Origin of the sequence: Pseudoalteromonas sp. MMG013 (assembly GCF_018100885.1) — a bacterium.
GTDB classification, from domain to species: Bacteria; Pseudomonadota; Gammaproteobacteria; order Enterobacterales; family Alteromonadaceae; genus Pseudoalteromonas; species Pseudoalteromonas aurantia.
In genome coordinates this window covers 136,801-149,324 of the sequence record NZ_JAGJEE010000003.1, presented here as the reverse complement: position 1 = coordinate 149,324, position 12,524 = coordinate 136,801, and the positions used below count along the sequence as shown (strand labels likewise).

At 41.0% G+C, this 12,524-nt stretch carries 10 protein-coding genes; 7 read left to right on the top strand and 3 right to left on the bottom strand.

Annotated elements, in window-relative coordinates; genetic code table 11:
- The first annotated feature begins 105 nt into the window (after positions 1–105).
- The 4 genes from folE2 to J8L98_RS04205 all read left to right on the top strand — a co-directional run bounded on the left by folE2 (position 106) and on the right by J8L98_RS04205 (position 3,503).
- Positions 106–1,026, top strand: coding sequence for a GTP cyclohydrolase FolE2 (gene folE2, locus J8L98_RS04220; protein ID WP_210995443.1), 921 nt, complete (start codon positions 106–108; stop codon positions 1,024–1,026).
- Between the two features lie 97 nt (positions 1,027–1,123).
- Positions 1,124–1,714: a DUF2726 domain-containing protein gene (locus J8L98_RS04215; RefSeq protein WP_210995442.1), complete on the top strand. Its 591-nt coding sequence runs from the start codon at positions 1,124–1,126 to the stop codon at positions 1,712–1,714.
- A gap of 123 nt (positions 1,715–1,837) precedes the next feature.
- Positions 1,838–2,545, top strand: a complete 708-nt coding sequence (mtnN, locus tag J8L98_RS04210) for a 5'-methylthioadenosine/S-adenosylhomocysteine nucleosidase (protein ID WP_192508368.1) — start codon at positions 1,838–1,840, stop codon at positions 2,543–2,545.
- Positions 2,546–2,594: 49 nt separating this feature from the next.
- Positions 2,595–3,503 (top strand): cobalamin biosynthesis protein, encoded by a 909-nt coding sequence (locus J8L98_RS04205; protein WP_282098753.1) that lies wholly within the window; start codon positions 2,595–2,597, stop codon positions 3,501–3,503.
- Positions 3,504–3,622: 119 nt separating this feature from the next.
- Here the strand turns inward: J8L98_RS04205 and tyrS are convergent, their stop codons facing one another.
- The gene (tyrS, locus tag J8L98_RS04200) at positions 3,623–4,822 is read right to left on the bottom strand and encodes a tyrosine--tRNA ligase (RefSeq protein WP_210995581.1); all 1,200 of its coding nucleotides are present in this window, start codon (positions 4,820–4,822) and stop codon (positions 3,623–3,625) included.
- 149 nt (positions 4,823–4,971) lie between these two features.
- Between tyrS and J8L98_RS04195 the strand changes: the two genes are divergently transcribed.
- The gene (locus J8L98_RS04195) at positions 4,972–6,297 is read left to right on the top strand and encodes a peptidoglycan DD-metalloendopeptidase family protein (RefSeq protein ID WP_210995441.1); all 1,326 of its coding nucleotides are present in this window, start codon (positions 4,972–4,974) and stop codon (positions 6,295–6,297) included.
- Between the two features lie 71 nt (positions 6,298–6,368).
- Here J8L98_RS04195 and J8L98_RS04190 read toward each other — a convergent pair whose 3' ends face one another.
- Positions 6,369–8,549, bottom strand: coding sequence for a YgiQ family radical SAM protein (locus J8L98_RS04190; RefSeq protein ID WP_192508370.1), 2,181 nt, complete (start codon positions 8,547–8,549; stop codon positions 6,369–6,371).
- A gap of 143 nt (positions 8,550–8,692) precedes the next feature.
- On the bottom strand, positions 8,693–10,909 hold the full coding sequence (locus J8L98_RS04185; RefSeq protein ID WP_210995440.1) for an EAL domain-containing protein: 2,217 nt from the start codon (positions 10,907–10,909) through the stop codon (positions 8,693–8,695).
- A 208-nt stretch (positions 10,910–11,117) separates the two neighbouring features.
- On the opposite strand from J8L98_RS04185, the gene J8L98_RS04180 reads away from it, so the two are divergent.
- Both J8L98_RS04180 and J8L98_RS04175 read left to right on the top strand, forming a co-directional pair.
- A complete protein-coding gene (locus tag J8L98_RS04180; protein WP_210995439.1) occupies positions 11,118–11,627 on the top strand; it encodes a hypothetical protein in 510 nt (169 codons plus the stop codon).
- A complete protein-coding gene (locus J8L98_RS04175; protein ID WP_210995438.1) occupies positions 11,624–12,502 on the top strand; it encodes a TIGR03899 family protein in 879 nt (292 codons plus the stop codon). The genes J8L98_RS04180 and J8L98_RS04175 overlap by 4 nt, the downstream gene beginning before the upstream one ends.
- Positions 12,503–12,524: the final 22 nt, after the last annotated feature.

Here is a 12,524-nt window from a genome sequence, read left to right as displayed (position 1 = left end):
ACGAAATGGCACTTTATCGATACCATTTCTTTTACATTCATAGGCAAATGGTCAAGTTTTAGTGTAATATGCGCGACTTTAATTGTCGTGACAATGAGGGTATACATGCAAACAACAATGCCAGACATCGCACATTCAGCCGACGCTTTGCAAACAGGCAAGCTAGACTGGGTAGGCATGGGCAATATCGAACTACCACTACTTTTTGCCAGTAAAGGTCTAAGCGATACGCATGTTACAGCAAAAGCCGATGCATTTGTAAACTTACAAAAAGAAGATGCTAAAGGCATTCATATGTCACGGCTGTTTTTGGCTTTAGACACGTTATCGTGTGAACAAAATCTTACACCTAAAACGCTCACACAAGTTCTTGATAGCTTTATCTCAAGTCACCAAGATTTAAGCAATGCGGCTAAAGTCTCAATTCACTTCGAATTACCGTTACGCCGTCAGTCATTATTAAGTCAAAAGCAAGGTTGGAAAAGTTACCCCGTGACAGTAACCGCAACACTCAACGATGGTGTTGCGCGTATTGAGCTCGGTGTTGACGTTACTTATTCATCCACTTGCCCGTGTTCAGCAGCATTAGCTAGACAGCTAATTCAAAATGCTTTTGCAGACAAGTTTCAACAACAAACCGTTGATACTAAGCAAGTCCATGCATGGTTAGGTACCACTGAAGGGGTTCTTGCTACACCTCACTCACAAAGAAGTATCGCCAATATAAAGGTTTTACTAGCATCAGATTGCGAAGAATTCGATATATTGACCCTCATAAATCAAGTTGAAGATGAACTAAAGACCCCAGTCCAAGCAGCCGTAAAGCGTGAAGACGAGCAAGAGTTTGCACGTTTAAACGGTCAAAATCTCATGTTTTGCGAAGACGCGGCCAGAAAACTTAAAGCGCTGTTCAACCAGACCAACTACCAAGATTTTTTTGTGAAAATTAACCATTATGAATCACTGCATGCGCACGATGCGGTTGCCTACGCAGTCAAAGGCATAGATCAAGGCTACAAAGCTTAATCGTAGCCAATCTAAAAATAAACTAGAACCACTCTGCAACTCGGCACAGCATTTGCTTAATGATACTAAGTGTCAAATTGTTGTTGTGGAGTGTTCTATGGAATTCGCTTTATTATCTATTTTAGCTTTGGTTGTTGTTGCGTCGATTGTTGCGGCAAAATATAGTGATGCCGGTGGCAACCCCTATCCGTTTAGCCGTAAAGAATCTGTTTTTAGTACTGTTGAAGCATCATTTCTTACTTTATTAGAGCGCGCTGTTGGTGATAAATTCAAAATTGTGAGCCGGGTAAAGCTGATTGACTTAATTGAATGCAAACCCGGCTTATCAAAAAAAGCACGCAGAGCAGCTCTCACAAAAGCAAAAAACAAACAACTCGATTACGTACTTGTCGATAAAGAAACATTGAATATTGTCGCTGCCGTTGATCTCGTAAACAACAGTAATAAAGGTGGGCACAAAGCGCAACGAGATTGGTTCGTCAATGGGGCCCTTGAATCTGCCAATATCCCCCATATTCGTATGAAAGTTAAAGCCGGGTACAAAGCAAGTGAAGTACGCAACGCCATTTTATTTAAACTAGGTAAAACCCCACAACCCCCTAAAAAGTCACGATCTCGAGTCGAGAAACCTGCGGTTATGTCGCCTTCACAAGCAAAAGCCCATTCAACTAATTTAGCAGAAATTTAACACTTAGAATAAAATAGCAGGTAATCTCCTGCTATTTTCTGTTGTGCAAACGCATATTTTACAAACTCGCATTTAAGCCAACCTTAGGTATAATATTCAATAACTTTGTTTAGGAACTAAATCATGAAAATAGGTATTATTGGTGCCATGGAGCCGGAAGTAGCCATATTGCGAGATGCTATTGCCAACAAAACACAAACCAGCAAAGGTGGCTTTACATTTTATACTGGCGAACTCTCTGGTCATACCGTGACGCTAGTTCAGTCGGGCATTGGTAAAGTTGCTGCTACCGTTGCAACAACTTTACTCATCGATAATTTCGAACCGGACTGTATTATTAACACCGGCTCAGCAGGTGGCTTTGAGCCTTCATTGAATGTCGGTGATGTGGTTATATCAAGCGAAGTACGTCACCACGATGTTGATGTTACAGCGTTTGGTTATGAGATTGGTCAAGTACCCCAGATGCCTGCTGGCTTTGCGGCACATCCAGCTTTAATTGAAGCAGCTCAAAAAAGTGTTGCAACCTTGTCCAATACACAAACTATGATTGGTTTGATCTGTACTGGTGATTCATTTATGTGTGAACCGACACGCATTGAACAAGCCCGTACTGATTTCCCTACGATGCTCGCGGTTGAGATGGAAGGAGCAGCCATTGCCCAAGCCTGTCACGTCCTGCATACTCCTTTTGTTGTGATACGCTCATTATCTGATATTGCAGGAAAAGAGTCGCCACAGTCCTTTGAAGAATACTTGGAAGTTGCTTCTATTAACTCATCAAAGCTGGTTAACGAACTGCTTGAGCAACTAACAACCGTAACCCTTTAGCGTGATACTCGAGCTACTGCAAGCCCAGCAGGGCTTGCTTATTTTTGTGATGGCTATAGCATGTGCTCATCTGTTTCCTATGCACTATAACTATCACCCATTTACTCTTTTAGAATTGGTTTTTAAAGGTATTGCTGAGCGCGTCTACCAACCATCAAACAACAAAGCACATCAATATTTATCAGGCACACTGGCTTGCTGCCTTCCAATTCTTGTATTTTTACTTTTATCCGTCGGTATAAGCGTACTTGCATTTCATCCTCAATGGTTAGGAGGTGTCGCACTGTATTTGTGCCTTGACACTCAAACAACAAATCGTACTAAACGGATTGCCACTTTATTAAAGCTGGGCCAAAAAGCCACAGCAAGGCAACTTTTGGCCACTATCGTTGCACGGGACGTGGCAAACCTTTCAAGCATGGGGATTGCTAAAGCCTGCATTGATAGTACCGCGTTACGGACCATAAGACATTACTACGTAATGGTTATATTCTATTTACTTGGTGGGCCTGTACTGGCTCTCATATACAAACTACTGCTGATCTGTAATCACGCATGGCGAGCGCACCTTGCCCCCAACATACATTATATGAAGCCACTAAATACCATTATTACAGTTATTGAGTGGTTTCCTATTCGTGGTTTTGTGTTCTTGATCTCACTCAGTCTCAATTATAAAAAAGTTCGCCATTACTTAAAGCATTACGCACGCTTTTTTTACCAACAAAACTCAGGTTGGATTTTATGCTTCTTTGCAGCAAATCTACACACCCAACTAGGCGGTCCTTGTATGTATCAAGCTAAACGGTTTAATAAAATGCGTATTGGCAGTGGCAGATCACCTGAGCCTGATGACTTAATACAGTTACTTACCTTATTGAACCGCGTTCGCCTATTTAGTGCGTTAGTATTAATCCTAGTTTGGATAGTGTATCAAACTCTAGTTAACTACTCTTAACGCAATCATTCTGGCTGACAAATCCATACTTAGCTGACACGTGAGTTCAAAATACGCAAACAAAAATGGCCAGCACTGCTGACCATTTTTACTTTACCCTAAACGAAGGGACGCGCTATTTAGCTTACGGTTATTTTAGCAAATTTACGTTTGCCGACCTGATAAATAGCCGTACTGCCTTTTTCAATAACTAGCTTGGTATCCGTCACTTTTTCTTCACCATTTAGCTTAACCGCACCTTGTTTTATCATACGCATGGCTTCAGAAGTACTTGCAACTAAACCAGCTTCTTTTAGCAAAGCTGTAATAAACGTTGTGGCGTCTGCAATTTCAATGGTCAGTTCTGGAATATCATCTGGTAGCGCATTTTTTTGAAAGCGCTGAATAAAGTCTTGATGCGCTGCTTGTGCATCATCTTCACTGTGAAAACGTGCAATCATTTCCTTTGCAAATTCGATTTTGATGTCTCGTGGATTACGGCCATTCGTAACTTCTTCTTTCAAGCTCGCTATTTCTTCAAGTGACAAGGCACTTAATAATTCATAGTAACGCCACATCAAATCGTCTGAAATAGACATCACCTTACCAAACATTTCCGTTGGTGCATCGGTGATCCCAATATAGTTACCTAAAGACTTAGACATTTTTTGAACGCCATCGGTCCCTTCTAATAACGGCATCATTAATACCGTTTGTGGCTTTTGGCCTTCTGATTTTTGCAACTCTCGGCCCATCAGCAAATTAAAACGCTGATCTGTTCCACCTAATTCAACATCAGCTTTCAATGCAACCGAATCCCAACCTTGAACTAGAGGGTATAGAAACTCATGGATTGCAATTGATTGACCATTAGCATAACGCTTTTTAAAATCATCACGCTCAAGCATACGAGCAACAGTTTGGCTAGCTGCAAGCTTAATCATGCCTGCACTGCCCAATTGTTCCATCCAAGTAGAGTTAAACGCAACTGTCGTTTTTGCAGGATCTAATATTTTAAATACTTGCTCTTTATAGGTTTCTGCATTGGCTAGCACATCATCACGAGTCAATGGCTTTCGTGTTACATTTTTGCCGGTTGGATCTCCTATCATCCCTGTAAAATCGCCAATTAAGAAAATCACCTCATGACCTAAGTCCTGAAAGGTCTTTAACTTATTGATTAGAACAGTGTGGCCTAAATGCAAATCAGGGGCTGTTGGGTCAAAACCTGCCTTGATCTTTAACTTTTTACCTGACTTGAGCCTTTCTTTTAATTCGTCCTCAATCAGGATTTCCTCTGCACCGCGCTTTATCTCTGCAAATGCAGTATCTAAGTCCACCATTCATCGCTCCAAAAATTTCAGTTTATCTGTCGATTCTAGCCTATATTGGGATCAGTTTAAATGCACAAAATACTGGTATTAGCGCTTTATTGCGTATATCCTGCATTAATATCTATAATATTTCTTGACATCAGAAAAGGCGCTTTATGGTTAACGTGGTGCACAAGCTCCCTAAAAAACACAAACTGCTAATTCTGGGCGTTGCATCGGCAATGGCTATTATTGCTCTGATCCCATCAGAGAAAGCAACCGCATCCAAAGATCATGATAAGAAAGCACTCGAAATTGGCAAGCGCTATGAATTGCCGGTTAAAGTCAGTGAATCACCTGAGCAGTTAACTGAATTAAATTCAGTGACTACAGAAAATGTTGAGTCACAGGTTATATTTGATTTTGAAGATCACGCAGTTAAATCGGGTGACAGTTTAGCAACAATATTTAAACGGGCAGGCTTTTCAGCAAAAACCCTGCATACCTTAGTTAATACCAATGCTGAAACACTAAAACTTAAAAAAATCCACCCAGGAGAAGTGTTAAGCTTTGCAACCAGCCCTGAAGGCAACCTCGCTCAGCTTAAGTACATATTATCAAAAACAGATACTTTGCTCGTCACTCGCAATACTGAGGGCCGTTATGATACAGCCATACAAAGCAAGGAAATTGAGACGGTAGAAAAGTCAGCGGGTGGTGCTATATCATCTAGCTTTTGGACCGCTGGTATTGCTGCGGGATTAAGCGAACGCCAAATAATGAACTTTGCCGATATTTTCGGCTGGGATGTAGACTTTGCAAATGATATTCGTAAAGGCGATCAATTCTCCATCGTGTACGAGTCCCACTTTGTTGATGGTGAAGAAATAGGCAATGGAAAAATAATCGCTGCTGAGTTCATTAATCAAGGCGAGCGCTATACCGCAATTCGCCACACAGATGATAACTTTTATACCGCACAGGGACGCAGTATGCGAAAAGCTTTTTTACGCGCCCCTGTCAACTTTAAGTATATCAGTTCGAGCTTTAACCCTCGTCGCCTTCACCCTGTCACAGGAAAACGTTCTGCACATAGAGGAATTGATTATGCAGCGAGAACAGGTACCCCTGTCGTCTCGTCTGGTGACGGTAAGGTCATAAAATCAGGCCGCAATCACCTCAATGGTAATTACGTGTTCATTCAACATGGCAGTAAGTACGTCACCAAATATCTACATTTAAATAAACGACACGTACGTAGTGGTCAAAAAGTTAAGCAAGGTCAAAAAATTGGGACCGTTGGTGCTACAGGCCGTGTCACTGGCGCGCATCTACACTACGAGTTTCTGGTGAATGGCGTACATAAGAATCCAAAAACAGTAAAACTACCAAAATCTCAATCTTTACCAAAAAATGAGTTAGCTAAATTTAAACCCGCTGCAAAAACACGACTGGCTCAGCTACAGCGCCATAGAGAACTGCAATTAGCACTGAATAATTAAGTACCACTTACCAAAAGGTCAAAAAATAAAAAACCTCGCATTAGCGAGGTTTTTTATGGGAATAATACCTATTATCTTGCATTATTTCTTTGTCTATTACTTGTCACTTTTGGCTTGGTATTCGCTTTTTTAAACTGGCTGAACCCACTGTGTCTTGTTAAAGCTGGACGAGATCCCCTTTTATTAGAGGCTGCTTTTTCATTGCGCCCTTCTTCAGGGACGAGACAATTAGGCCCTTTACCAATTAAGTTTGCTTTACCCATTTTACGCAGTGCTTCACGGATCATAGGCCAGCCTGATGCATCATGGTAACGTAATATCGCTTTATGTAAACGACGCTGCCGCGCGCCTTTAGGCACAGCAACTGATTCCTTATTATTTTTAATATTCCGTAATGAATTCATTTCGGTGTGATAAATCGTAGTTGCATTTGCCATAGGAGATGGATAAAAATTTTGTACTTGATCAAGTTTGAAATCATTACTTTTTAACCACAGCGCCATATTTACCATATCTTCATCAGTGGTACCTGGGTGAGCTGAGATAAAATAAGGGATCAAATATTGCTTTTTGCCCGCTTCTTTTGAGTACTTGTCAAATAGCGCTTTAAATTTGTCATATGTTCCCATACCAGGCTTCATCATCTTAGATAACGGCCCTTGCTCTGTATGCTCTGGCGCAATTTTCAAATAGCCCCCCACGTGATGACTGACGAGCTCTTTAACATATCTAGGGTCTTCAATCGCTAAATCATAACGAACCCCTGATGCAATGAGGATTTTTTTAATCCCTTCCACATCTCTGGCTTTTCGATATAAATCAATTGTAGGCGTGTGATCAGTATCCATATGCTTACATATGTCAGGGTAAACGCAAGATAACCTGCGACATGTACTTTCTGCTTTCTTACTTTTACAGCGCAACTTATACATATTTGCCGTCGGACCGCCAAGATCAGATATCACCCCTGTAAACCCAGGTACTTTATCTCTGATCTGCTCTATTTCTTCAATAATAGACTCTTCAGAGCGACTTTGAATAATACGCCCTTCATGTTCGGTGATAGAACAAAAGCTACAGCCACCAAAGCACCCACGCATAATATTGACTGATGTTTTTATCATGTCATACGCTGGAATTTTCGCATCTCCATAACTCGGATGTGGTATACGTTGATATGGCAGGCCAAACACCATATCCATTTCTTCCGTTTCTAAAGGGAATGCAGGCGGGTTTACCCATACTGATCGATTGCCGTGGCGTTGAAACAACGCTCTAGCACAACCGGGGTTCGTTTCTTGGTGTAAAATGCGAGATGCATGTGCATACAGAGGTTTGTTAACACTAACTTGTTCGAAAGCAGGTAATTTTACATACACTTTTTCCCAAGGCTTTAATCTTGGTGGCTGAACCGTTATCGGTTTTGCTGCTTCTTCTGCTAGGTTTACACCTGCTTTGGCAAACTCTGATTTACTACAACCCACATCATCCGCACCGTAAGGATTTGGGATAGGATCTATTTTACCCACTTTATCAATCGCGGTAGAGTCACTTCCTCTCCATTGTGGCAAAGGCTCCTTACGGATCACTGCTGTACCACGAATATTTTGGATGGAGGCTACCGGATCCCCTTTGGCAATACGATGTGCAACTTCAACCAGAGGCCGTTCTGCATTGCCATAAATTAGAATATCTGCTTTTGCATCAAAGATAATACTTCTGCGTACTTTTTCCTGCCAGTAATCATAATGTGCTATTCGACGAAGGCTGGCTTCAATACCGCCAATGATCAAAGGCACTTCTTTATATGCTTCTCTGCAACGCTGACTATAAACAACAACAGCTCTATCGGGACGCATTCCCCCTACATTACCTGGTGTATAAGCATCATCATGGCGCATACGCTTTTCAGCAGTATAACGATTGATCATCGAGTCCATATTACCGGCCGTTACCCCAAAAAATAGGTTTGGCTGACCCAATGTCATAAATGCATCTTTGCTTGACCAATCTGGCTGGGCAATAATACCCACCCGAAACCCTTGAGCCTCTAATACTCGGCCAATAACCGCCATACCAAAACTAGGGTGGTCAACATAAGCATCGCCCGTTACAAGTACGATATCACAGCTATCCCAACCTAATTCATCCATTTCTTGACGTGTCGTCGGTAGGAATGGGGCTACGCCATAACACTCAGCCCAATATTTTGGGTAAGAAAATAACGATCGTTCTGCTTTGAGTGCGCTCATAGTAGTACCTGCAGGAAAAAAGAGTCGAATTATAACTTAATTATCTGCATGCTCATACTATAGAATATTCCAACGAACAGGATAAACAAATGCGCTATAGGAACAAGCAACATACACCTTTTGATACGTCACTTTGATTACGGTTAAGGTTTATAGTTTTTCAAAAAATCCATGAGTTCGTGGCTCGGCATTGGCTTAGCATACATGAAGCCTTGCACTTCATCGCACCCTAATTGCTTGAGTAAGTCTGCTTGGGCTTGTGTCTCGACCCCTTCAGCTATCGTTTTTAGCCCTAAGTGACGCCCTAATGAAACCACAAGATCTGCAATTGCACCGCTGTCATTGTCTGGAATATCTTTAATGAATGCACGGTCAATTTTCAACCGTGCCAGAGGCAACTTCTGTAAGTAGCTTAATGATGAAAACCCAGTACCAAAATCGTCAATTGCGACTTCAACACCAAACTCTTGAAGCTCTTGCAAAGTGTCAATAACAACCCCGATTTCGTCCATAACCACACTTTCAGTAACCTCTAACTCTATCTTTTTTGGATCAACTTGATGTGCCAATAATGTATTCTTTACACCTTGAGCATAATTTGCAACTTTAAACTGTGGGACCGACACGTTCACTGCAACACTGATATCTAGCCCAACACTCACAAGCTGCTTTTGCTGTTGACAGGCTTGTTCTAAAACCCACTGTCCAATATCCACAATTAACCCAGCATCTTCTGCAAGTGGTACAAAGATGGCCGGCGAAATATAGCGGCCATTACCCGAAGGCCAGCGTAATAAAGCTTCGCACCCTATTACCGCTAACGTATCAAGAGATAATTGGGGCTGATACCACACTTCAAGTTTACCTTGTTCGAAATCTTGTCGTAACTGTCGAATGAGTCCTAACCGCCACGCCATTTTTTCTTCTAAATCTGGTGAATACCAGTCGATAAACTTTTTACCTTGTTTCGCTTGATTCAACGCAATATACGCAAGCTTTAAAGTATCGATACCCAGTTTACTGAAATCACTTTGCTCGCAAATCCCTACATGAAAATGCATCGTTAAAATATGCTCGTTAACTTGATAGGGGATCATTAACGCTTCAATAAAATGTTGCTCATCAAAGCTGCTTTTAGGTAGTAGCAAACCGAATACATCGGCACCAATTCTTGCGATAAGCTCCGCATCGATAAACTCTTGCTGTAACCGTTGCATCACAGCTAATAGCAACTGATTACCGACTTCTTGCCCTAAACCATTATTAATATCTGAGAATTGCGCTATATCAATAATAACAAAAAGCAGTTCACTCTTTACTGCCGACGGTGTCGTACTATCTTCGATATAATAACGTTCAACTTGTTGAGAAAAACTACTTCGATTTGGTAATTTTGTTAAAGGATCTTTATAAGCTACGTCTCGTAATTCATTGAATAATTTTATGTTATCTAAACCAACACTCACATTCGCCAGAAAGATTTCCATAAACTGCAGCTGCGCTGCATTTGGTTTAACATCGAGCTCTAGATAGACTGCTGCACGGCGGTTTTTTCCTTGCAGCAACACCGTAATATCGTGCTCTGTTTGTTGATGCTTGGCAAAGTCAAAGCAGTTCTGAACCTGCATAATAACTCTGCCATTGTCTAGCTGCTCTAACCCTTGACCAAAAAAAGCTTGATAATCCGATGTACCACCGAGCACCACAATGCGTTTATCATCTCCATGATTACCACTGACAATACCATTGGGCTCACTGCCCAATATTTTAGCTAACTGCATAACCACAGCTAAACCAAACGTTTTCATATCGCTATGCCCTAAAATGGCATGAGACGCTTCAAGAATACGAGTTAATGCTGTGCTTTGTGCCTCCAGCTCACAGATTTGTTGATAGGAACGGATCGCTGTCATTAAAGAAGTGACAAGTTTGCTGCGAGTAAGCTCTGTTTTCATTTTATAGTCATTAATATCGTATTCACGGATCACTTGCTCTTCAGGCGCATATCCTGGTTGTCCCGTTCTCAAAATAATACGAACATTATGATTTTGTAACTCATCGCGCACACGTCTAACTACGGTAAGCCCCGCATCATCGCTTTCCATTACTACATCAAGTAACAGAATGCATATTTCAGGATTATGTACTAAAGCATCAATCGCCTCAGTTCCTGAATAAGCATGATGAAAACGAAGTGCACGGCCCCAAAATTCAACTCCAGAGAGAGCCAATTTCGTCACTGAATGAATTTCAGGATCGTCATCTACAACAAGTACATCCCAAAAGTCACTGGTTGTCACTTGTTCGTACGTATCTTCATCATGATCTAAAAACAAAAAATCATCTTGCTCAGACGCCATTCTCTATCCTTCAACTCACTTACCGCTTTAAAGTTAAAGCTTTGCGCTTAATCGCTTGTTTACCATACTACGAAATGTGGTACATTTTTACTACCACGTTCAGAATTTATTAACACCCAAGAAATATTATAGACGATGTTCAAACACTTGCGTGAAGTAAGTTGATAAATAAAGCTAGGAGTTAATTATTAAACTATTCATATCTGCTGTGAAAGCACTGCTATCTGTTGTGCTATTAGCCATAATCTTTGGGCTAATACTGCCACATCAATATCAAGTTACTCAAAGCAGAACAATCCAAACTCAAAACACTTCAGATGTTAACTTGTTGTTAGACCTTAAAAATTGGCCTGAAATCATGGCTTGGCATACCTACTCGGGGTTAACGTCTCCCAAAATATCTACTCCTAGTACAGGTATAGGCGCACATATAAAACTTGAACATACCATTGGCTATTTAGAAATAACCATTGTAGAGCAAACCACAAACCGAATGGCGTTTTCTGTGCTCATTAATGACGAGCACACAGGATACGGAAAACTCACCATTACGCCTACAGGATCTAGTACAAAAATTGAATGGTACTTGAACGGAACCATTCATTCGAGCATACTCGGAGGGTATATGGCACTTTACTGTGAATTCTTTTTAAAACAAATGATTATCTCAGCTACAAACAACCTAAACTCACAGTTAAAATTACAGGCAGACCCATGACCGTAAAAAATGCACAAGTTAAATCCAGTCTGGCATTATTAATCGAAGAAAAACTTGGGATCACCATGATTAAAAAGCCTTTTAGGGGCAGTCATAGTGGCTCTGATGATAGTTATAGTGCTAAAGGAAAAACACAAATTGATTACGTTGTGCAAAGTAATCAAAGTCCGCTGAAACGCGCGCTAAAGCGTCAACAGCTCAGTAAAATTCAAAGACAGTTAAATATCGAAACCATTATGGGTCAAGCATTAGCACTGTGCCCCGATGTCACAAGCCGAGGTCGGCCCGACCCTGACTGGTTAGAACACTTTATTGGATTAGCTGAGGACATTGCGAACCAAGCCATGCAAAAACTGTGGGCCAAAATTCTCGTTGGGGAAACTGTCTCGCCTGGTACTTTTTCAATAAAAAGCTTGCAAACATTGAAACTGATGACGCAAAGAGAAGCCACTGCGCTACAAAAGTGTGCGCCACTTTGCGGCTATTTAGAAAAAGAAGACAGCTACTTAATTTTGATTGGCTATTACAAAAAACCATCATTTTTTGACTTGCTGAAAAAAGGTAATAAGGAGTCGATTAATTTAAGTAAAGCGGGGTTAAGCTTTCCTAATATTCTGACTTTAATGGATATTGGTTTACTTTATAGAAAAGAAATAGAATCATCAAACCTAAAGCCCGAAACCCCATTTACGCTGTCTTTTCAAGGAAAAAAACTTATATTAGCCCCCAAAAGCAACGAACTTGTACTCAGCTATTACAAGTTAACACAAACTGGTGATGAGCTTAAAAAACTGATCACAATGCCCATCAATAAGCAATATAAAAACCAGCTAGAGCACATATTCAGTGAAGAGTTTGAGTGTCAATGGACATAAAAAAACCCTGAACACTCAGGGT

Bases quoted from the DNA above. Each gene is read 5' to 3' on its own strand.
- folE2 (WP_210995443.1), top strand. From the start codon at position 106: ATGCAAACAACAATGCCAGACATCGCACATTCAGCCGACGCTTTGCAA.
- J8L98_RS04215 (WP_210995442.1), top strand. From the start codon at position 1,124: ATGGAATTCGCTTTATTATCTATTTTAGCTTTGGTTGTTGTTGCGTCG.
- mtnN (WP_192508368.1), top strand. From the start codon at position 1,838: ATGAAAATAGGTATTATTGGTGCCATGGAGCCGGAAGTAGCCATATTG.
- J8L98_RS04205 (WP_282098753.1), top strand. From the start codon at position 2,595: ATGGCTATAGCATGTGCTCATCTGTTTCCTATGCACTATAACTATCAC.
- J8L98_RS04195 (WP_210995441.1), top strand. From the start codon at position 4,972: ATGGTTAACGTGGTGCACAAGCTCCCTAAAAAACACAAACTGCTAATT.
- J8L98_RS04190 (WP_192508370.1), bottom strand. From the start codon at position 8,549: ATGAGCGCACTCAAAGCAGAACGATCGTTATTTTCTTACCCAAAATAT.
- J8L98_RS04185 (WP_210995440.1), bottom strand. From the start codon at position 10,909: ATGGCGTCTGAGCAAGATGATTTTTTGTTTTTAGATCATGATGAAGAT.
- J8L98_RS04175 (WP_210995438.1), top strand. From the start codon at position 11,624: ATGACCGTAAAAAATGCACAAGTTAAATCCAGTCTGGCATTATTAATC.